Annotated in this window: 20 protein-coding genes, 1 tRNA gene and 1 pseudogene; 19 read left to right on the top strand and 3 right to left on the bottom strand. The window is 72.1% G+C overall.

Annotated features, from left to right (window positions below):
• Positions 1–61 precede the first annotated feature (61 nt).
• The 8 genes and pseudogenes from rpoD to FKD65_RS10635 all read left to right on the top strand — a co-directional run bounded on the left by rpoD (position 62) and on the right by FKD65_RS10635 (position 7,132).
• Positions 62–1,174, top strand: coding sequence for an RNA polymerase sigma factor RpoD (gene rpoD / locus FKD65_RS10670; RefSeq protein WP_240810074.1), 1,113 nt, complete (start codon positions 62–64; stop codon positions 1,172–1,174).
• 161 nt (positions 1,175–1,335) lie between these two features.
• Complete coding sequence (locus FKD65_RS10665; RefSeq protein WP_141577296.1) at positions 1,336–1,800, top strand: YbjQ family protein; 465 nt, start codon at positions 1,336–1,338, stop codon at positions 1,798–1,800.
• Positions 1,801–1,911: 111 nt separating this feature from the next.
• The gene (gene efeO, locus FKD65_RS10660; protein WP_141577295.1) at positions 1,912–3,045 is read left to right on the top strand and encodes an iron uptake system protein EfeO; all 1,134 of its coding nucleotides are present in this window, start codon (positions 1,912–1,914) and stop codon (positions 3,043–3,045) included.
• A gap of 36 nt (positions 3,046–3,081) precedes the next feature.
• Positions 3,082–4,335, top strand: coding sequence for an iron uptake transporter deferrochelatase/peroxidase subunit (gene efeB, locus FKD65_RS10655; RefSeq protein WP_141577294.1), 1,254 nt, complete (start codon positions 3,082–3,084; stop codon positions 4,333–4,335).
• A gap of 312 nt (positions 4,336–4,647) precedes the next feature.
• Positions 4,648–4,815, top strand: a pseudogene (locus FKD65_RS46585) (gas vesicle protein); the annotation flags it as partial.
• Positions 4,816–5,053: 238 nt separating this feature from the next.
• The gene (locus tag FKD65_RS10645) at positions 5,054–6,010 is read left to right on the top strand and encodes a gas vesicle protein (RefSeq protein ID WP_205718627.1); all 957 of its coding nucleotides are present in this window, start codon (positions 5,054–5,056) and stop codon (positions 6,008–6,010) included.
• A complete protein-coding gene (locus FKD65_RS10640) occupies positions 5,994–6,323 on the top strand; it encodes a gas vesicle protein K (RefSeq protein WP_141577293.1) in 330 nt (109 codons plus the stop codon). The genes FKD65_RS10645 and FKD65_RS10640 overlap by 17 nt, the downstream gene beginning before the upstream one ends.
• A complete protein-coding gene (locus FKD65_RS10635) occupies positions 6,320–7,132 on the top strand; it encodes a GvpL/GvpF family gas vesicle protein (protein ID WP_141577292.1) in 813 nt (270 codons plus the stop codon). Before FKD65_RS10640 ends, FKD65_RS10635 begins: the two co-directional genes overlap by 4 nt.
• 62 nt (positions 7,133–7,194) lie before the next feature.
• Here the strand turns inward: FKD65_RS10635 and FKD65_RS10630 are convergent, their stop codons facing one another.
• Positions 7,195–8,445, bottom strand: a complete 1,251-nt coding sequence (locus FKD65_RS10630; RefSeq protein WP_141577291.1) for a molecular chaperone DnaJ — start codon at positions 8,443–8,445, stop codon at positions 7,195–7,197.
• Positions 8,446–8,654: 209 nt separating this feature from the next.
• Between FKD65_RS10630 and FKD65_RS10625 the strand changes: the two genes are divergently transcribed.
• The 10 genes from FKD65_RS10625 to FKD65_RS10585 all read left to right on the top strand — a co-directional run bounded on the left by FKD65_RS10625 (position 8,655) and on the right by FKD65_RS10585 (position 18,150).
• Positions 8,655–9,230, top strand: a complete 576-nt coding sequence (locus tag FKD65_RS10625; protein ID WP_141577290.1) for a TerD family protein — start codon at positions 8,655–8,657, stop codon at positions 9,228–9,230.
• A 58-nt stretch (positions 9,231–9,288) separates the two neighbouring features.
• Positions 9,289–9,867 carry a TerD family protein gene (locus FKD65_RS10620; RefSeq protein WP_141577289.1) on the top strand — a complete coding sequence of 193 codons (579 nt, stop codon included), beginning with the start codon at positions 9,289–9,291 and terminating at the stop codon, positions 9,865–9,867.
• 62 nt (positions 9,868–9,929) lie between these two features.
• Complete coding sequence (locus tag FKD65_RS10615) at positions 9,930–11,054, top strand: DUF475 domain-containing protein (RefSeq protein ID WP_141577288.1); 1,125 nt, start codon at positions 9,930–9,932, stop codon at positions 11,052–11,054.
• Positions 11,055–11,105: 51 nt separating this feature from the next.
• The gene (locus FKD65_RS10610; protein WP_141577287.1) at positions 11,106–11,684 is read left to right on the top strand and encodes a TerD family protein; all 579 of its coding nucleotides are present in this window, start codon (positions 11,106–11,108) and stop codon (positions 11,682–11,684) included.
• A gap of 72 nt (positions 11,685–11,756) precedes the next feature.
• Positions 11,757–12,926 (top strand): HpcH/HpaI aldolase/citrate lyase family protein, encoded by a 1,170-nt coding sequence (locus FKD65_RS10605; RefSeq protein ID WP_141577286.1) that lies wholly within the window; start codon positions 11,757–11,759, stop codon positions 12,924–12,926.
• Positions 12,923–14,281 (top strand): phosphoribosyltransferase family protein, encoded by a 1,359-nt coding sequence (locus tag FKD65_RS44125; RefSeq protein ID WP_168221004.1) that lies wholly within the window; start codon positions 12,923–12,925, stop codon positions 14,279–14,281. Before FKD65_RS10605 ends, FKD65_RS44125 begins: the two co-directional genes overlap by 4 nt.
• Positions 14,278–15,390 carry a cysteine protease StiP family protein gene (locus tag FKD65_RS44120; RefSeq protein ID WP_240810073.1) on the top strand — a complete coding sequence of 371 codons (1,113 nt, stop codon included), beginning with the start codon at positions 14,278–14,280 and terminating at the stop codon, positions 15,388–15,390. Before FKD65_RS44125 ends, FKD65_RS44120 begins: the two co-directional genes overlap by 4 nt.
• On the top strand, positions 15,387–16,223 hold the full coding sequence (locus FKD65_RS10595; protein ID WP_141577285.1) for an HAD family hydrolase: 837 nt from the start codon (positions 15,387–15,389) through the stop codon (positions 16,221–16,223). The genes FKD65_RS44120 and FKD65_RS10595 overlap by 4 nt, the downstream gene beginning before the upstream one ends.
• Positions 16,224–16,318: 95 nt before the next feature.
• The gene (locus tag FKD65_RS10590) at positions 16,319–17,638 is read left to right on the top strand and encodes a hypothetical protein (RefSeq protein WP_141577284.1); all 1,320 of its coding nucleotides are present in this window, start codon (positions 16,319–16,321) and stop codon (positions 17,636–17,638) included.
• 17 nt (positions 17,639–17,655) lie between these two features.
• On the top strand, positions 17,656–18,150 hold the full coding sequence (locus tag FKD65_RS10585; protein WP_141577283.1) for a hypothetical protein: 495 nt from the start codon (positions 17,656–17,658) through the stop codon (positions 18,148–18,150).
• Here the strand turns inward: FKD65_RS10585 and FKD65_RS10580 are convergent.
• Positions 18,147–18,410, bottom strand: a complete 264-nt coding sequence (locus FKD65_RS10580) for a YtxH domain-containing protein (protein WP_141577282.1) — start codon at positions 18,408–18,410, stop codon at positions 18,147–18,149. The two genes, FKD65_RS10585 and FKD65_RS10580, sit on opposite strands and share 4 nt — an antisense overlap.
• Before the next feature lie 141 nt (positions 18,411–18,551).
• Here FKD65_RS10580 and FKD65_RS10575 point away from each other — a divergent pair.
• A tRNA-Asn gene (locus FKD65_RS10575) sits at positions 18,552–18,624 on the top strand.
• A gap of 87 nt (positions 18,625–18,711) precedes the next feature.
• Here FKD65_RS10575 and FKD65_RS44115 read toward each other — a convergent pair.
• Positions 18,712–18,882, bottom strand: a complete 171-nt coding sequence (locus FKD65_RS44115) for a hypothetical protein (protein ID WP_168221003.1) — start codon at positions 18,880–18,882, stop codon at positions 18,712–18,714.
• Positions 18,883–19,577: the final 695 nt, after the last annotated feature.

Below are 19,577 nucleotides of genomic sequence, written 5' to 3'. Positions count from 1 at the left end.
GACGCAAACTGTCTGCGTGGGCCCTTCGGTGCTGCCAAGCGAGGCGCCATCGGTTGATCAGGTGGCGGACCTCGTCGCACGCGGCAGAGAGCGCGGCGGTGTGACCGTCGAGGACGTCGCTGCCGCGCTCGATCGCTCGGACTTGCCGGACGACTCCCTGGAGCGGGTCGTCCGGATGCTCGCAGAGCAGGGGGTGGAGGTCCTCGAGTCTCAGCAGGAGACCGAGGACGTCACGCGAGCGGATGAGGGAGACCTCGGCAAGCGGGCGCCGACGAGCGACCTGGTTCGGATCTACCTGAGAGAGATCGGTCGCGTACCGCTGCTCACGGCAGAAGATGAGGTAGAACTCGCGAAATCGATCGAGGCGGGACTGTTCGCCGAGGAGAAGATGGCGCGCACCGCCGTCCTCACCCGCGGCGAACTGCTCGACCTCGAACTGCTCTCCCGCGAGGGGGCGCGGGCGAAGCAACGGCTGATCGAGGCCAATCTGCGGCTGGTCGTCTCGATCGCCAAACGCTATGTCGGCAGGGGAATGCTGTTCCTCGACCTGATCCAGGAGGGAAATCTCGGACTGATCCGCGCGGTCGAGAAGTTCGACTACACCAAGGGGTTCAAGTTCTCGACCTACGCCACCTGGTGGATCCGGCAGGCGATCACCAGGGCGATCGCCGACCAGGCCCGGACGATCCGCATCCCGGTGCACATGGTGGAGACGATCAACAAGCTGGTCCGCGTGCAGCGCCAGATGCACCAGGACCTCGGCCGGGAGCCGAGCCCCGAGGAGATCGGCCTGGAGATGGGCCTGTCGCCCGTCCGGGTCGTGGAGATCCAGCGGATCGCGCAGGAACCGGTCTCGCTGCAGTCGCCGATCGGCGAGGAGGACTCCGACCTCGGCGACTTCATCGAGGACGCCGACGCCGTCGTGCCGATGGAGGCCGCGGCGTTCATCCTCCTGCAGGACCAGCTGGAGGACATCCTCGGCACGCTGTCGGAACGGGAGCAGCGCATCATCCAGCTGCGCTTCGGCCTCTCCGACGGCCACCCGCGCACCCTGGAGGAGGTGGGGCGCGAGTTCGGCGTGACGAGGGAGCGGATCCGACAGATCGAGTCCAAGACGCTGGCGAAGCTGCGCCACCCGTCCCGGGCCCAGATGCTCCGCGAGTACCTGGACTGAGGCGGGCCCGAGAGGCCGGCGGAGCGCCGGCCGTCCTCCCGGCCGGTCCGCCGGGAGGACGGCCGCCCGCGCCGGGGCCGGTCCGTGCGCGGTGCGGCGAGATGGTCGAGAACCGGCTTTTACGTCGCTTTTCGTCCGGAGCGTGTCCTACCGTGGTGACCATGCTGATCGTGACGACTGATGGCGTGGCCGGGTACGAGATCAGGAGCGTGCTCGGAGAGGTCCTCGGGGCGGCCGTCCAAGCCGATCAGGGCGGGGTGCCCCAGCCCGGGCAGGGCGGGAGCAGCGCGACGTTCCGGGTGACGGGGGAGAGGCCGGCCGCCGGCCTGGCCGCGGCGCGCCGCGAGGCGGTGGACCGGCTCGGCGAGGAGGCCCGCCGCAAGGGGGCGAACGCGGTGGTCGGCATGCGGTACGACACCGCCGCGCTGGGCGGCGGCGTCGAGGTGTGCGCCTACGGGACGGCCGTCTGGGCGGAGCCGGCCGCCAAGCAGCGCGAGCAGGCGCCGCAGTACCAGCAGCAGCCGCAGCACCCGGGGCAGCTGCCCCCGTACGGCGACCCGCAGGCCGGCGGCCCGCCGATGGCCGCGCGCAACCTCACGATGGGCCTGCACGACCGCCCGCGCTGAGGCTTCCCGGCGTGGGATGACTCACTGTCTCCGGGCCCACTTGACGTGCTGAGGTTAGCTTTCGCTAACTTAGGAAAGCCTAACCATGTTGCACGCCCTCTGGAGACCCTGATGCGTCCTGTGTCCGTCCTCGCGCTCGCCGGCGCCGCCGCGGTGTCGATGTCCCTTCTGACGGCGTGCGGCGGTGACGGGGACGAGGCGGGCGCGACGGGCGCCATCCCCGTGACGGCCACCGACGACACCTGCGAGGTCGCCAAGGCCGACCTGCCCGCGGGCAAGACCACCTTCAAGGTCACCAACAAGGGCTCGAAGGTCAACGAGTTCGAGGTGCTCAAGCCGGACGGCAAGATTCTCGCCGAGCGGGAGAACATCGGCCCCGGCACCAGCGTCGACTTCGTCGTGAACCTGCCCGCGGGCGAGTACAAGCTGCTGTGCAGCGCCGGGCAGACGGGCAAGGGCCCGTCCCGGAACGTCACGGTCAGCGGCGGCGCGGCGGGCGGGGCGGACGCGCGCCTGGACAAGGCCGCGGCCGACTACAAGGCCTTCGTCATCGTCCAGACCGACGACACGATCGCCAAGACCAGGAAGTTCGTCGACGCGGTCAAGGCGGGCGACGTCGACAAGGCCAAGGAGCTGTACGCGCCGTCCCGCGTGGGCTGGGAGACGATCGAGCCCGTCGCCGAGAAGTTCGGCGACCTCGACCCCAAGGTCGACGCGCGCGAGGCCGACCTCAAGCCGGAGGAGAAGAAGGACTGGTCCGGCTGGCACCTGCTGGAGAAGGCCCTCTGGAAGGACGGCTCCGTCAAGGGCAAGGAGAAGTACGGCGACCAGCTCCTGAAGGACCTCGACACGCTGAAGTCGCGGCTGCCCGGCCTCACCCTCGACCCGGTGAACGACATGGCGGGCGGCGCGAAGGAGCTTCTGGACGAGGTCGCCACCGGCAAGGTCACCGGCGAGGAGGAGGCGTTCAGCCACACCGACCTCGTCGACTTCAAGGCCAACGTGGACGGCGCCAAGAAGATCCACGAGCTGCTCAAGCCGGTCGTCCAGGAGCGGGACGCCCAGCTCGCGAAGGACCTCGACGACAACTTCGCCGCCGTCGAGGCGCTGCTGAAGAAGCACGAGAAGGGCGACGGCTACGTCTCCTACGACAAGGTGGGCGAGAGCGAGCGCAAGGAGCTGGCCGACGCGGTGAACGCGCTGGGCGAGCCCCTGTCCAAGCTCGCCGGCGCCGTCGCGAAGTGAGCGCGAAGTGATCGGGACGAGAGGAACCGTGGCGCCATGACCGGCGAAGGAACGCAGGAGCGGCCCGGCATGTCCCGCCGGCGGATGCTCGGGTTCTCGGGTGCGAGCCTGCTCGCCGGGGCCGCCGCCGGGGCCGGCATCGACCGGGTCGCCGCCGCGCAGGAGGACGACGGCGCGGCCGCCGCGATCGCCTTCCACGGCGCGCACCAGGCGGGCATCGCCACCCCCGTGCAGGACCGGCTGCACTTCGCGGCGTTCGACGTGACGACGGGCGACCGCGAGCGGCTCGTGCGGATGCTGAAGGAGTGGACCGCCGCGGCGGCCGCCATGACCGCGGGCCGGCCGGTCGGCGACGGCGCGGTCGGCGGCCCCGCGGTGGCGCCGCCCGACGACACCGGCGAGGCGCTCGGGCTGCCGCCGTCCCGGCTCACGCTGACGATCGGGTTCGGCCCGTCGCTGTTCGACAAGGACGGCGAGGACCGGTTCGGCATCAGGTCGCGCCGCCCCGCCGCCCTCGTCGACCTGCCGCACTTCCCGGGCGACAACCTCGACCCGAACCGCAGCGGCGGCGACATCGCCGTGCAGGCCTGCGCCGACGACCCGCAGGTGGCCGTGCACGCCATCCGCAACCTCGCGCGCATCGGGTTCGGCGTGGTCGCGGTCCGCTGGTCCCAGCTCGGGTTCGGCAAGACGTCCTCGACGACGCCGGACGCGCAGACCCCGCGCAACCTCTTCGGGTTCAAGGACGGCACCGAGAACATCGCCGGGACCGAGGGGGCGCTGCTCGACCGGCACGTGTGGGCGGCCGGGGGCGACGGCGCCGACTGGATGGCGGGCGGCTCCTACCTCGTCGCCCGCCGCATCCGGATGCACATCGAGACCTGGGACAGGACGTCGCTGCGCGAGCAGGAGGACATCTTCGGACGCGACAAGGGCGAGGGCGCCCCGGCCGGGCTGAAGAAGGAGCGCGACAAGCCCGTCCTCTCCGAGATGAAGCCGGACGCGCACGTCCGGCTCGCGCACCCCGACTCCAACCAGGGGACGCGCATCCTGCGGCGCGGCTACTCGTTCACCGACGGGTCGGACGGCCTCGGGCGGCTGGACGCGGGCCTGTTCTTCGTCGCCTTCCAGCGCGACCCGCGGACGGGCTTCATCCGCGTCCAGAAGTCCCTGGCCACCGACGCCCTGAACGAGTACATCCAGCACGTCGGGTCCGGCGTCTACGCGTGCCCGCCGGGCGTGCGGGAGGGCGGGTACTGGGGCGACACCCTCTTCGGCCGCCAGGCCTGAGCCCGCGCCGGCCCCGCTTTTCCGCCCCGCGGACCGGGGCGGGGAACGCCGTTACCAAGTCCGGGTGATTGAGCCGCTTTCCAGTGGATAAGACGGCATATGTTTTGTGTCGGCGTGGAGATTCCGCGTGCGACGACTGCGCACCGTGAACCGGACGAGGACGTGATGGACGAAGACAGGCAGCCCGCGGAGACGCGGCGCCCGGGCCAGGGCGACGAGGTGGTCCGCCCCACCTCGGTCGAGCGCGCGCGCCCCGCCTCGGCCGTGTCCGCACGGGATCTGAGCGGGCGCCCGATCGGCATGCGGCGCCCGATGGAGCCGCAGCGCGCCGGTGACGGCGGACTGGCCCACGTGGTGGAGGTCCTGCTGGACAAGGGGCTGGTGATCAACGCCGACATCATGGTGTCGGTCGCCGGCGTGGAACTGCTCGGGATCCGGCTGCGGGCGGCGCTCGCCTCCTTCGAGACCGCGGCGCGCTACGGCCTGGAGTTCCCCTCGGGGACGAACCTGGAGACGGCCGCCTGGAAGGAGACCGAGGACCCGAAGGAGACCTGCCCCGAGTGCAACAAGCGGTCTCCCACCAAGCAGCTGCTCGAGGAGTACTGCCCGTGGTGCGGCTGGCGCAGCGCCAAGGCACTGACCGAGGCCGCGCGCGCGGGCCGCGAGGACGACGCGCGGCGGGACGGCGAAGCCGGCTGAGATGCGATCTGGACCTCCGATGGGCCGGCCGTCGGCGCCCCTGCGCCCCACCCGCGACCCGCAGGTCACCCTGGACGACCTGCTGGAGGTCGTCCTGAACAAGGGCGCGGTGCTGCACCTGGACCTCATCATCGCGGTCGCCGACATCCCGCTGATCGGGGTCAACCTCCGGGCCGCCATCGCCGGCATGGAGACCATGCTGGAGTACGGGCTGCTGAAGCAGTGGGACGCCGACACGCGCGCCTGGGCCGAGCGGGCCACCGCCGCGACGCCCGACCTGGAGGAGGGCGAGCGGGTGGTGATCCGGTCGTTCGGCGGCCACTACGACGACCGCGGCTCGGCCCACATCTGGCGGCCCGGCACCCTCTTCCTCACCGACCGGCGCATCCTGGTCTACCGGCGGGAGCCGCGCGAGGCGCTCTGGGAGGCCCGGTTGGAGGACGTCGCCGCCACCCGGCTGCAGAGCGAGCGGACGCTGGGGGGCGAGGAGAGGCTGCGGGTGCGCGTGGAACTGGCCGACGGGGGCGGCGCTCTCCTGTCCGCCGCGAAGCCCGAGGAGTTCGACGAGAGCCTGCGCCGGCTCGCCCCGCACGTCCGGTCCCGCGAGCCCCGGCCCCTCGCCTCCGGGGACGACGCCCCCGAGTGCGAGGGCCACGTGTGGTACCACGAACCGCGCCGGGGCGGCGCGACGTGGCGCGGCGGCCGGGCCCGCGTGGAGAAGGGCCGCCTGACCTGGCAGTCGCCGACCGACGGGCGCCCGGCGATCGTCCTCGACACCGGTCGGATCAGCGATGTGCGGCTCGAACCCGGCTCCACCCCGTCCGGCGGCCTGGACCGCCTGGTCGTGGAGACTCCGGGAGAGCGGATCGTGCTGGCCGTCGAGAAGGCGTCGCGCTGGAGGCGGGCCCTGGCCCCGAGCGCCCCGGCGGCCGGCGCCGACCGTGACCGGAAGGAGGCCCATGGCCATCACCGTTGACGAGAACAGCCTGAAGAACGGCGTGCTCACGCTCGTCGTCACCCTGGTCGAGGTGATCCAGGAGGCGCTGGAGCGGCAGGCCGTGCGCCGGATGGAGGGCGGCGACCTCACCACCGAGGAGCTGAACCGGCTGGGCGACGCCCTGCTGGAACTGGACGAGGCCATGAAGGAGATCAAGTCCGAGCACGGCATCACCGCCTCGGTGGCCGACCTGCACCGCGGCCTGGACGAGGTCGTCGACGAGGTCGTCGACCGGCTGTCCAACCCCAGGCGCTGGGCCGAGGAGGTCGAGGGCGGGGGTGAGCGGCGGTGACCCGCGAAGCGCTGTACGTGTACGGGCTGGTCGCCGATCCCCCGGCGGGCGCGGAGCCGCCCGGCGAGGGGATCGACGGCGCGCCGCTGCGGCTCGTCCGCGCCGGGGACTGCGGGCTGGCCGCCCTCGTCCACGAGGCCCCGGCGCACCCCTACCAGGGACCGGACGACGATGTCCGCCGGTGGATCCGCGCCCATGACGACGCTGTGGAGGCCATGCGCCGCGAGGTGGGCGGCGTGCTGCCGATGACCTTCAACGTGCTGGTCGCCCCCGGCCCGGACGGCGACGCCGCGAGCCGCCTGCGCTCCTGGCTGCGGCAGAACCGCGACGACCTGCACGCCCGCCTCGACCGGCTGCGCGGGCGCGCCGAGTACCGCGTGGAGATCGTCCTGGAGTCCGCGGCCGTGCCCGCCGGCGACGACTCGGTGCGGGAGATCGAGGAGCGCATGCGCGACAGCCCGCCGGGCATGCGGCGGCTGCTGGGCAAGCAGCTGGAGGCCAAGCGCAGGGCGGCGGCGGAGTCCCTCGCCGACGAACTGCACGCCGACGCCCGGCGGCGGCTCGGCGCCGTCGCCGAGGACCTGGCCGACCGCCGGGCCGCGACGCGCCGTCCCGAGGAGACCGAGGTGCTCTCCCTCGCGCTGCTGGTGCACGACGACGATGTCGAGGACGTGGGGCTCATCCTCTCCGAACTGCAGGAGAGCCACCCGGCCGTCCGCGTGCGCTTCCTCGGCCCGTGGCCTCCCTACTCCTTCACGGGGGACGAACTCGAGACGCCGGACGCCGCCCCTGCCGCGCCCTCGCAGTGAAGCCCGACCCCGGCCGCCGGGACCCGGGCAGGGACCGCTCGCCGTGAGCGGCGCGGCACCGGCTAGCGCTGCTGGCCGCGCTCCGCGCGGATCCGCGTGACGACGTCGCCCGCGGCCGTCTTGATGGCCTCCAGTTCCTGGAGGTAGGCCCAGTAGTCGGGATGGGCGCCCGTGAGCCGCTGCGGCGCCCTCTCCAGCCGCTCGACGAGCGAGTCGAGCACGCGGGCGTGCTGGGGCGGGGCCCCGCCGGGCTGCGCCATGGCGAGCCGCTGTGCGTCGCGCACCGCGAACCGGACGCTCTCGGCGGGCCCCGCCGGATCCTCGGCGACGGCCCGCAGCTCGTCGACCCGCCCGGTGACCTGACCGGCGCGCCGGTCGGCGGCGTTCAGCTCGGTGCGCGCCGCGGTGAGCGCCTGCTGCGCCTGCTGCCACTCGGTGCGGCCCGCGTGGGCGGACGCCTCGTTCAGCCGCTCGCGGGCCCGCGTGACGCCCGCCTCGATCGACTCGGGGGCGCCCTTGAGGTCCTGCCAGCACGCCTGCGAGTAGCCGCGCACGAGGACGCGCATCGCCTCCTGGACGGGCCCCACGCGGTTCGCGACGGCGTCGGCCCGCGTCCGGACGGAGGAGAGCGAGTTGCGGACCTTCTGCGCCAGCAGGGGCAGCTCCGCGGCCGCCTCCAGCGCCCGCTCGGCGATGCCGCGGACCTCCTCGGCCTTGCGGATGGCGCCGTCCAGGCCGAGCCCACCGAGCCCCTGCGAGCCGAGCTGCGCCAGCACCTGCCGGGCGCGGCCGAGCTCCGCCTCCGGCTCGGAGGCGTCCATCCCGGCGGCCTTCGCCTCCGCCACGGCCGCGTCGGCGGCGGCCACGGCGTCGCGGGCGGCGGTGAGCCGGGGCGGGAGCTGGTCGAGAGCGGACTCCAGCCGGGCCATCCGCGGGGCGAGGCGCTCGGCGAAGCCGTTCAGGTCGCGGGTGATGTGCTGGAGCCGCTCGGTGGAGGCCACGAACGCGCGCCGCGCGGCGTCGTACTCGGCCGGTGACCGGTCCTGGTCATCGAGGTCGTGGGCGTCCAGGACGGAGATGTAGGCGATCGAGGCGGCGTCGGCGGCCTCGGAGAGCCGGGTGAACTCCCGGCGGGCGGGCTCGGCGGCCCTCGCGTCCAGGTCCTCGAACACGGTGACCCGGCCGTCGATGTACTTCTGCGCCTGGTCCATGTCGTAGAAGGCGGCCGCGGCCGCCTCCCTCGCCTCGACGGCGCCGGCCGCCGCCTGTGCACCGCGGCCGCCCCGGCGGCGCTGGTCGCCCGGTCCCCGCAACGCAGCCTCCCTTCGTCCGCCCCCCAGTCTGGCGCAACCCGCCCGGGTTTCGTCCATCGGCGAAGGCCTGCCGGGCCGGGGCGGCGAGCGAATCACAAAGATTGTCGCCATCCCTTCATAAAGGATGGAACGGATAGCATCACTGCTACGTCGATAAGGCTGGGCGCCGGTTCGGCGTCCGATCCGGCATGCGATCTTGGAGGCTCATCGTGCCCGTCAGCCTGAGCAAAGGCGGCAACGTCTCGCTCACCAAGCAGGCCCCCGGCCTGTCCGCGGTGATCGTCGGTCTCGGCTGGGACCTGCGCACGACGACCGGGACCGACTTCGACCTGGACGCCTCCGCGATGGTCCTGGACGCCTCCGGAAAGATCATCACCGACCAGCACTTCGTCTTCTTCAACAACCTGCGCACGCCGGACGGCGCGGTCGAGCACACCGGCGACAACACCACCGGTGCGGGCGAGGGCGACGACGAGCAGCTCAAGGTCAACTTCGGGGCGATGCCCGCCACGGCCGAACGGGTCGCGTTCGCGGTGTCGATCTACGACGCCGACAGCCGCGGGCAGAACTTCGGGCAGGTGCGCAACGCCTTCATCCGGGTCGTGAACCAGGCCGACGGGGCGGAGATGGCCCGCTACGACCTGACCGAGGACGCGTCGATGGAGACAGCGATGGTGTTCGGTGAGCTGTACCGCAACGGGACGGAATGGAAGTTCAGGGCGGTGGGCCAGGGGTACGCGTCCGGCCTGGCCGGCATCGCGGCCGACTTCGGCGTCAACATCTGAGCAGTCCGAGCAGTCCGGACAGCCCGAGCAGATCAGACAGGAAGGGAGCAGCCCGCACATGGGGGTTTCACTCGCCAAGGGCGGCAACGTCTCGCTGACGAAGGCCGCGCCGAACCTCACCGCGGTCACCGTCGGCCTCGGCTGGGACGTGCGCGCCACCACCGGCGCCGACTTCGACCTGGACGCCTCCGCGCTGATGCTGGCGAGCACCGGCAAGGTCATGTCGGACCAGCACTTCGTGTTCTTCAACAACCTGCGCAGCCCGGACGGCTCGGTGGAGCACACCGGCGACAACCTGACCGGTGAGGGCGAGGGCGACGACGAGTCGATCAACGTCGACCTCCGCGCGGTGCCGCCCGAGTGCGACCGCATCGTCTTCCCCGTCTCGATCTACGACGCCGACAACCGGCAGCAGAGCTTCGGGCAGGTGCGCAACGCCTTCATCCGGATCGTCAACCGGACCGACGGCAACGAGCTCGCCCGCTTCGACCTCACCGAGGACGCCTCCACCGAGACGGCGATGGTCTTCGGTGAGCTCTACCGGCACAGCGGCGAATGGAAGTTCAGGGCCGTCGGCCAGGGGTACGCCTCCGGCTTGGCGGGCATCGCCATGGACTTCGGCGTCAACGTCGGCTGACAGCCGGCGACCCCGCACCCCGGCCGCACCGCCCGGCCGCCCTCTCTAGCAGAAATACGCGCATGATTCTTCGCACCTTCGGGTGGTCCTTCGGCGTCACGGTCGTCGGCCTGCTCATCGCCTTTCTCTACGACGGGCCGACCGGGCTCGCGCTGGTCGCCGTGCTGGCCATCCTCGAGGTCTCGCTGTCGTTCGACAACGCCGTGGTCAACGCCAAGGTGCTCGACCGGATGAGCGACTTCTGGCGGAAGATCTTCCTCACCGTCGGCATCGCGATCGCGGTGTTCGGCATGCGGCTGGTCTTCCCCCTGCTGATCGTGGGGATCACCGCCAAGCTGAACCCCGTCGAGGCGGTCGACCTGGCGCTCAACGACTCGCACCGCTACCACGAGCTGATGACCGGCGCCTACCCGATGATCGCGGCGTTCGGCGGCATGTTCCTGATGATGCTGTTCCTGGACTTCGTGTTCGAGGAGCGCGCCGACAAGTGGCTGCCGTGGCTGGAGCGCCCGCTGGCCCGCATCGGCAAGCTCGACCAGCTGGCGGTCGTGGTGGCGGGCGGCTCGCTGGCGTTCGTGGCCTGGCTGTCGGCCGACGACCCGGGCAGCGTCATGATCGCGGGCGTCCTCGGCATGGTGACCTACATCCTGGTCAACGGGCTCGGTGAGCTGTTCTCCGAGGCGGGCGACGACGACGAGGACGAGGACGAGGAGCCGGGCGCGGAAGCGGAGAAGGGCGGCGGACGGTCCGGGCCGAGCTCCCTGGCCCTCGCCACCGGCAAGGCGGGGTTCTTCCTGTTCCTGTACCTGGAGGTGCTGGACGCCTCGTTCAGCTTCGACGGCGTCATCGGGGCCTTCGCGATCAGCACCGACCCGATCGTCATCGCGCTGGGCCTCGGCATCGGCGCCATGTACATCCGGTCCCTCACGGTGTTCCTGGTCCGCAAGGGCACCCTGCACGAGTACGTCTACCTGGAGCACGGCGCGCACTGGGCCATCGGCGCCCTCGCGGTCTGCATGCTGGTCAGCATCGGCCACCACGTCCCCGAGTGGATCACCGGGGGGCTCGGCGCGGGTCTGATCATCGCCGCGTTCGCCAGCTCCGTGGTCCGCAACCGGAGCCACGGCGGCGACTCTCCCGGGTCCGCCGGGGGCGGCGACCGGTCGCTGCACTCCACCCAGGTCTGACCGGCGTACCCGCCGCCCCGCGGCGCACATCGACCACCGAAGGAGTCGACGATGTCCATATCGCTACAGAAGGGGCAGAAGGTCTCGCTGGCCAAGCCGGGCGGGGGCACCCTGACCAGGGTCAGGATGGGCCTCGGCTGGGACGCCGTCGCCAAGAAGGGGCTGTTCGGCAAGGGCAAGGCGCAGTCCATCGACCTGGACGCCTCGTGCCTGCTCTTCGACGCCTCCGGCAACCTCGCCGACCAGGTGTGGTTCCGGCAGCTGCGCAGCAAGGACGGCTCCGTCCAGCACACCGGCGACAACCTGACCGGCGAGGGCGAGGGCGACGACGAGGTCATCAACGTCGACCTGCAGAGCGTCCCCGCGAACGTGACCCAGCTGGTGTTCACCGTGAACTCCTTCACCGGCCAGGACTTCACCCAGATCGCCAACGCGTTCTGCCGCCTGGTGGACGAGAGCACCGGCCAGGAGATCGCGCGCTACGACCTGAGCGGCGCGGGCCAGCACAACGCCCAGATCATGGCCAAGGTGTCGCGGGACGGCCAGGGCTGGTCGATGACGGCGATCGGCGCGACCGCGACCGGCCGTACGTTCCAGCACCTGCTGCCGGCCGTGGCGACGCACCTGTGACCTGGCCCGACTCCGCCGCCCGGGCGCGACCCCCCGCGCTCCCGGCCGAAAGCACCGTCTGACGGGGGGTTCATGCGGCATTTCGACCACATCGACGCCGCGCGTCGCAAGCACCTGTTCTACCGGCATCCGCGCCCGTTCGGCCGGCACGACGACCCGGCCGTGCTGGCGGTCGCGCTCGGCGCGACGCTGTACTGCCCCGCCACGCGCCCCCTCCTCGCCGCCGACATCGAGCGCGCGGCGAGGCGGGGCGTGATGAGCATGGTGGTGTGCCTGGAGGACGCGATCGGCGACGACGAGGTCGAGGCCGGGGAGGCCAACCTCGTGGCGCAGCTGCGGACGCTGCACGGCTGCTCCGGTCCGCGCGACGTGGAGGGCCCGCTGCTGTTCGTCCGCGTCCGCGACCCCCGGCAGATCGGCGACCTGGTCGGCCGGCTCGGCGACGCGGCCGAGCTCGTCAGCGGGTTCGTGCTGCCCAAGTTCACCGCGCCCGCCGGTGGAGCGTTCCTGGACGCGCTGGCCGACGCCTCCGACGCCTCCGGCCTGCGGCTGCTGGCGATGCCGGTCATCGAGAGCCCGGAGGCCGTGTACGCCGAGACCCGCTCGGAGATGCTGCACGACATCGCCCGGCTCCTCGCCAAGCACCGGTCGCGGATCCTCGCCGTCCGGCTGGGGGCGACCGACATGTCCGCCGCGTACGGGCTGCGCCGCCCGCCCGACCTCACGATCTACGACATCCGGCCCGTCGCGGGCGTGATCTGCGACGTGGTCAACATCCTCGGCCGCGCCGACGGCACCGGCCACGTGGTGACCGGGCCCGTGTGGGAGTACTTCGCGCAGGGCGAGCGGATGTTCAAGCCGCAGCTGCGCCAGTCGCCGTTCGAGCGGCAGCACGCGGCCCCGCTGCGGCAGCGCCTCATCACCTCCGACCTGGACGGGCTGATCCGGGAGGTGCACCTCGACAAGGCCAACGGGCTCACCGGCAAGACCGTCATCCATCCGAGCCACGTCGCGGCCGTCCACGCCCTGTCGGTGGTGACGCACGAGGAGTACAGCGACGCCGCCGACATCCTCGGCCTCGCCGGGGGCGGGGCGATGGCGAGCTCCTACGCCAACAAGATGAACGAGGCCAAGCCGCACCGCGCGTGGGCGCAGCGGCTGATGCTGCGCGCCCGGGTGTTCGGGGTGGCGGCCGAGGGCGTCACGTTCGTCGAGCTGCTGGAAGCGGCGGACAGCCCGTGACCGGTTCCTGGGTGGGCTCGCGGCTGGGCGTGCGCCTCGTCGACGGCGCGCGGCCGGCCGGTGCCGGGCTCTCGTCCCTCGTGGGGCTGGCCGTACGCCGCAATCCGAAGCGCGCGCATCTGCTGGTGTCCGCGGTGCTGGGCAAGCACGTGCCGACCGACCCGCGCCTCGTGTACGGGTCCGGGCTGCTGCTGGGTGAGCTCGTGCGCGCGCGCCTGCGGGGCGACGAGCCGTCCCGTCCCGGTTCGCTGCTCTCGGACGGCCTGCGCGGTGAGCCGAACGCCGCTGCCGCGCTACGAGACCTCATGCGGGTCCCACAAGCCCCGGTAGACGCGGTCGTCCTGGGCTATGCCGAGACCGCGACGGCCTTGGGGCATTCAGTGGCGGACGCTCTGGGCGGGGCCTACTACCTGCACTCCACGCGGCGTCCCGTCGAGGGGTTCACCCCCTACGGCGGGTTCGAGGAAGAGCACAGCCACGCCACGAGCCACCTGCTGCTGCCCGCAGGCACCGAGCCGCTCGATCGCGACGTACCGGTGGTGCTGGTGGACGACGAGCTCTCCACAGGCCGGACGGTGCTGAACACCATCGAGGCCCTGCATGCCGTTCGTCCCAGGAGCCGCTACGTGCTGGCCGCCCTGGTCGACCTGCGGAACCCTGCCGATCGGGCCCGCATGGACGATCTCGCCGTCCGCCTGGGGGTCCGCATAGACGCGGTGGCGCTGGCCGGGGGCCGGGTCGAGCTTCCGGAGGGCATCCTTGAGGCGGGGAAAGCGCTCGTAGAGGGGATCTCGTCCCCGCCGACCATGCCCCAGGGCGAGTCGGGCTTCGATGTCGCTCGTGTCGAGTTGGATTGGCCGACCGGAGTGCCGGAGGGCGGGCGCCACGGGTTCCTGCCCGAGCACCGCACGCGGCTGGAGAAGGAACTGGCCCGGATGGGCGACGTCCTAGCGGCGGGCCTCGGGGCTGATGCCTCCCGCGTCCTCGTCCTGGGCTTCGAGGAGCTGATGTACGCGCCGCTGCGCCTCGCGGAGGCGCTCGCCGATGCCCGGCCGGACGCGGACGTCCGCTACTCCACGACGACGCGTTCCCCAGTGCTGGCGGTGGACGACCCCGGCTACGCGATCAGGACCCGCCTCGTGTTCCCCTCCCATGACGACCCTGCCGACGGGCCGGGGGAGCGGTACGCCTACAACGTCGCCCCTGGGGCGGGCCAACGCCGCTTCGACAGGATCGTCTTCGTGGTGGACGACACAGGCGACACCCCGGCGCTAGCCGAGGGCCTCCTGGAACGGCTGCGCGCGCTCGCCCCCGTGACGGTCGCCACCGTCCCGTCCTACAGGAGGGCATCGTGAAGCCGCTGTACGGGCCTGACTTCGGCAGCTACCCGGCCGAGGACGTCGCCTGGCTGCTCAAGGACCTCTCCCAGGCGCGGCTGGAGGCGCCCACGGAGGAGCGCGAGGCGGCGATCCAGTCGGGACGGGCGCACTACGCCGAGTCGCTCCCGGTCGAGTACCAGCCGGGCCCGGAGTACCGGAAGCTCTTCCACGAGGCCCTGGCGGCGTCCGCCGAACGGCTCGCGTACGCGACCGGGCTGGTCACCGAGATGATCCTCGCCGAGCGCGGCCCGGACGCCGTCCTGGTGTCGCTGGCGCGGGCCGGGACGCCGGTCGGCGTCCTGATGCGCCGCTGGGCGCGGTACGCGCACGGCCTCGACGTCCCGCACTACGCGGTCAGCATCGTCCGCGGCCGGGGCATCGACACGGTCGCGCTGCGGTACCTCGCCGAGCACCACGACCCGGCGTCCGTCATGTTCGTGGACGGCTGGACGGGCAAGGGCGCCATCACGAAGGAGCTGACCGCCGCGCTGGCGGCCCACCCGTTCCCGTCCGACCTCGCCGTGCTGGCCGACCCGGGACGGTGCACCTCCCTGTACGGCACCCGCGACGACTTCCTGATCCCGTCCGCCTGCCTCAACTCCACCGTGTCGGGCCTTGTGAGCAGGACGGTCCTGAACGACTCCCTCATCGGGCCCGGCGACTTCCACGGGGCGAAGTTCTACGCCGAGCTCGCCCCTGACGACGTGTCGGCGGTCTTCCTCGCAGAGGTCTGCGAGCGGTTCGGTCAGGTGGCCGAACGCGTCGCCGAGGACCTGCCGGGGTTCCGCGCGGCCGACCGCGCCCCCGACTGGTCGGGATGGGATGCCGTGCGGCGCTGCGCCGACGCGGAGGGCATCGACGACCTGAACCTCGTCAAGCCGGGGATCGGCGAGACCACCCGGGTGCTGCTCCGGCGCGTCCCGTGGAAGGTGCTCGTGCGCGCCGACGCCGGGCCGGATGTGGCCCACATCAGGCTGCTCGCCCGCGAGCGGGGCGTGCCCGTCCACGAGGTCGAGCCAGGCAGGTTCCCCTACGCGTGCATGGGGTTCATCCATCCCCGGTTCGGCAAGGGGGCCGCGCAGTGACCGTCCTGGTGTGCTCCGACCTGGACCGCACGCTCATCTACTCGACAGCGGCCTTCGCCTTGGACGGCCCAGACGAGACCATGCCGCGCCTACTGTGCGTGGAGTTCTACCAAGGCGCGCCCCTGTCGTACATGACCGAGGCCTCCGCGCGCGCACTTGAAGCCCTCGCGAGGGCGTCCGCGTTCGTCCCGACGACCACGCGCACCCCCGAGCAGTACCGGCGCGTCCACCTCCTGGAGAAGCCGCCTCCGTACGCCATCTGCGCGAACGGGGGGCACATCCTCGTGGACGGTGAAGACGACCCGGACTGGGCGGCGGCCGTCCGGGAACGGGTCGCCGAAGGGTGCGCACCCCTCGCCGACGTCCAGCACCACCTCGCCGGCAGCGGCGGCGAGTTCGTCCTCAAGCGGCGCACCGCGTCCGACCTGTTCGCCTACACCGTCGTGGACCGGGCCGCCCTGCCGCCCGGCTGGGTCGAGGACCTCACCGGATGGTGCGCCGAACGCGGCTGGCGGACGTCCCTCCAGGGCCGCAAGGTCTACTGCCTGCCGGCGGGCCTGACCAAGGCCGCCGCCGCGCGGGAGGTCGCCCGCCGCGCCGGCGCGTCCACGATGATCGCCGCCGGGGACGCGCTGCTGGACGCCGAGCTGCTGGAGGCCGCCGACCTGTCGATCCGCCCCGCCCACGGGGAGCTGCACGACACCGGCTGGACGGCCGCCGCCACCGCCGTCACCGCCGCGCGGGGCATCGCCGCCGGCGAGGAGATCGCGCTGTGGCTCCTGGACCGCGCGGCGGCGCCGCAAATATTCACGGGACGTGCCCGCGGCCGGTAGACAACCGCCACCGCCGCGGGGGTCGCCGTGACCGCCATCTGAGGCGACAATCAAGATGCACCCTTCTCGCGCGCAGGGGAGGCCACCTGGACCACATGACCTCCCGTCTCACCGGCGACGAGACCGCGCTGTGGAAGGCCGCGGCCCGGGTCCTCGACGCGAACTGGACGGGGACCGCCACCGCCGCCTCGCCCGGCCTCTACCCGCACCAGTGGAGCTGGGACTCGGCCTTCATCAGCATGGGCCTCGCCCGCCACCGCCACGACCGGGCCGAGGCCGAGCTGCTCTCCCTGTTCCGCGGCCAGTGGGCGGACGGGATGGTCCCCCACATCGTGTTCAACACGCGCCTCGACCGGCGCGCCTTCTTCCCCGGGCCCGAGCTGTGGCGCAGCGACCGCCAGCCGGGCGCCCCGCGCGGAGTGCACACCTCCGGACTCACCCAGCCGCCGCTGCACGCCCTCAGCGCCCTCCGCCTCCACGAGTGCGCCGCCGACAGGGAGAGCAGCAGGGCGTTCCTGGCGCGCCTGTACCCGATGCTGACCGCCCAGCACGGCTACCTCTCCGACTGCCGCGACCTCGGCTCCAGCGGCCTCGTCGCCATCTGCCACCCGTGGGAGTCGGGCCTCGACAACAGCCCCGCCTGGGACCGCCCCCTCGGCGCGCTCCCGCTCCCGCCGTCGTCCTACGCGCCCGGCCTGCGCCCGCACACCCTGCCGACCGGCGAGGACTACGACCGCTACGTCCGGCTCGTCGCGCTCATGCGGGACGAGGGCTACCGGCCCGGCTACCTCCGCGACGCGCACCCCTTCGCCGTCGAGGACCCGCTCGTCAACGCCGTCTACCTCGCCTCCACGCACGCCCTGGCCGCCATCGCCGAGATCATCGGCGCCGACCCCGTCCCGCACCGCGAACGCGCCCAGCGCGTCCACCGCGCCGTCCTCGACCGGCTCTGGGACGCCGACACCGGCTGCTTCCGCGCCCGCGACCTGCGCGACGACCGGCTCCTCCCCGTCGTCACCGCCGGCTCGTTCGGTCCGCTCCTCGACCCCGACCTCCCGGAGCCGGTCGTCCGGAGCCTCGTCGACCTGTTGCTGTCGGCGCGCTTCGCCGGAGCCGCCGGCTACCCCGTCCCGACCTGCGACATCCAGGCGCCCGCGTTCGACCGCGCCGGCTACTGGCGCGGACCCACCTGGATCAGCACCAACTGGCTCGTCTGGTACGGCGCCCTCGGCCACGGCCTGCCCGTCGTCGCCGACCTGCTCTACGGCTCCACCATGCGGCTCGTCCGCCAGTCCGGCTTCCGCGAGTTCTTCGACCCCTTCGACGGGACCGGGCGCGGCAGCCACGACTACGCCTGGTCGGCGGCGCTGGTCCTGGACCTCCTCGGGGCCCGCCGCGCCTCCAAGGCCGCCTGATCGCCTACCGTGGGGGCATGCGCCTACACCGGGGCCCGCTGCCCGCCGAGGTCCGCGACGCTCTCGCGCTGGAACGCGGCGAGCGCGTTCTCGCGGCGGCCCCCACCCGCGGCGGGTCCTACGTCACCGCCACCGTCCTCGCCCTGCACGTGCCGGCCCCGTCCGGCGGCTTCACCCGCGTCCCCTGGGAGCGCGTGGACCAGGCCACCTGGAAGGACGGCTGGCTCCACGTGAAGGAGACCTCCGGCGGGGCCGAGCACCACGTCCGGCTCACCGACCCCGGCTCGGTACCCGAGACCGTCCGGGAGCGGGTCACCGCCACCATCGCCGTCACCCACCAGGCGATGCTGCCCGGGGGCGGGAAAGTGCGCATCGCCGGCCGGCGCCCCGCGGCCGGCGGCGATGTGCGGTGGACGTTCGTCTTCGATGCGGGGCTCGACCCGTCCGACCCGGGCCTGCGGGCCCAGGCCGAACAGGTCCTCGAAGAGCTGCGCCGTCAGACCGGCCTCTAGCCGGGGTACGGCTGCTCCTCCTTGCGGCCGCCCGTGACCTGCTCGGGCACCCGGTCCTTCAGGTGGCCCGCCTTGTCGCGCGCGGCCCCGGCGAACGTCTCGCCCTTCGTGCGCAGCTTCCCGGCGGCCTCCTGCACGTTCGGGTTCTCCGAGACCTGCTTGGACAGCTGCTTGAGCTGCTCGTACCGCTCGCGCCCGGCCTTCGTCCCGAAGACGTAGCCGATCGCGGCGCCTGTGATGAACATCGTGCGAGCCTTCATGTCCAACTCCTACTGACGGCGGAATCGTGACACCCCCTATACCCGCCATCGCGGCCTCAATCCCCGCGCGTGCGCGAACAGCCCCGGACATGCGCTAACCTAGACCCGCCGCCAGGGGCCACGGCCCTCACGGACGCACGGTCCCGCGTAGCTCAATCGGCAGAGCAGCCGGCTGTTAACCGGCAGGTTATTGGTTCGAGTCCAATCGCGGGAGCTTCCTTACCTCAGCGATACCCCAGCTCAGGCCCGCTTCCCGTGTGAGAAGCGGGCCCGACTCGTCTAATGAGTACCGAGCCGAGTATCAGACGCCTATTGGGCTGTGGCCCACCAGCAGTGCGATCTTGTCGAGCATCATCCCGCCGTCCGACAGCAGGCAGACGAAGCTGTGCCGCAGCTCACGGGGCGTCCAGGCGTCCGGGTCCATCCCCGTCGGCGCGATGACCTCCCAGCGGAACGCTCGCTGAACGGTCATCCCCCCCGCACGCCGCCGGTCTCACCGGGGAACAGCAGCGCTTCCGGGGCAAGTGGCTGAGAGAGAGTTGCCCAGAGGTCCTTCCCGCACGGTCATATGCCACGGCAGGCGCGAAGAACAGCAGAGGTCACGGGGCCGCACGAAGACGGAGATCGGTCACGGGGCCGAGCTGACCACGCCCGTTCCGCTGGCCGGTTCCCGACTTGCGCGGGGACTCCGCGCGGGGCCTCACGACGGGCCGGTGCGGGCAGGGAGCAGCGCCAGCCCGTCCGCCGGTCCAGGTTACGAGGCCCCCGCAAGTCCGGAACCATCCAGCTTCCGTAACGTCATGGTCCGGCAGGGACCGTTACGCCCGCCCAGCGGCTGCTCAATGAGATCTGGGAAACAAAGACCGGCCCCCGCGCACACGCGCGAGGGCCGGCCGATCAATCAAAAAACTCAATCGTCAATCAGTCGCACTTGGGGCACACCCAAATGGTGTTGCCGTTGTCGTCCTTCTTGCCGATCAAGCGTCCGCCGCAATTGCTGCACGTCATATGAATCTCTCCTTTATAGGCAACATTGTGATGCATTGGCAGTCCTTGGCCGCCAACAATGCGAGTTAAGCAGTCGGAGGCTTCAGATCTGCTTCATTTTTGCTTCGTCGCTGGTCACAGCTTGACCGACCTTGTTGGGTACTCCGGTGTCAACGACCT

Origin of the sequence: Actinomadura sp. WMMA1423, from assembly GCF_006547145.1 — a bacterium.
Classification (GTDB): Bacteria; Actinomycetota; Actinomycetes; order Streptosporangiales; family Streptosporangiaceae; genus Spirillospora.
This window is presented reverse-complemented; position numbering and strand designations above follow the sequence as displayed.

What these genes read in the sequence shown, in the direction of transcription:
- FKD65_RS44115 (WP_168221003.1), bottom strand. Translation starts at nt 18,882, where the DNA reads ATGACCGTTCAGCGAGCGTTCCGCTGGGAGGTCATCGCGCCGACGGGG.
- FKD65_RS10645 (WP_205718627.1), top strand. Translation starts at nt 5,054, where the DNA reads ATGGGCCGGCCGTCGGCGCCCCTGCGCCCCACCCGCGACCCGCAGGTC.
- FKD65_RS10580 (WP_141577282.1), bottom strand. Translation starts at nt 18,410, where the DNA reads ATGAAGGCTCGCACGATGTTCATCACAGGCGCCGCGATCGGCTACGTC.
- FKD65_RS10585 (WP_141577283.1), top strand. Translation starts at nt 17,656, where the DNA reads ATGCGCCTACACCGGGGCCCGCTGCCCGCCGAGGTCCGCGACGCTCTC.
- FKD65_RS10640 (WP_141577293.1), top strand. Translation starts at nt 5,994, where the DNA reads ATGGCCATCACCGTTGACGAGAACAGCCTGAAGAACGGCGTGCTCACG.
- FKD65_RS10620 (WP_141577289.1), top strand. Translation starts at nt 9,289, where the DNA reads ATGGGGGTTTCACTCGCCAAGGGCGGCAACGTCTCGCTGACGAAGGCC.
- FKD65_RS10610 (WP_141577287.1), top strand. Translation starts at nt 11,106, where the DNA reads ATGTCCATATCGCTACAGAAGGGGCAGAAGGTCTCGCTGGCCAAGCCG.
- FKD65_RS10590 (WP_141577284.1), top strand. Translation starts at nt 16,319, where the DNA reads ATGACCTCCCGTCTCACCGGCGACGAGACCGCGCTGTGGAAGGCCGCG.
- efeB (WP_141577294.1), top strand. Translation starts at nt 3,082, where the DNA reads ATGACCGGCGAAGGAACGCAGGAGCGGCCCGGCATGTCCCGCCGGCGG.
- FKD65_RS10615 (WP_141577288.1), top strand. Translation starts at nt 9,930, where the DNA reads ATGATTCTTCGCACCTTCGGGTGGTCCTTCGGCGTCACGGTCGTCGGC.
- FKD65_RS10665 (WP_141577296.1), top strand. Translation starts at nt 1,336, where the DNA reads ATGCTGATCGTGACGACTGATGGCGTGGCCGGGTACGAGATCAGGAGC.
- efeO (WP_141577295.1), top strand. Translation starts at nt 1,912, where the DNA reads ATGCGTCCTGTGTCCGTCCTCGCGCTCGCCGGCGCCGCCGCGGTGTCG.
- FKD65_RS10605 (WP_141577286.1), top strand. Translation starts at nt 11,757, where the DNA reads ATGCGGCATTTCGACCACATCGACGCCGCGCGTCGCAAGCACCTGTTC.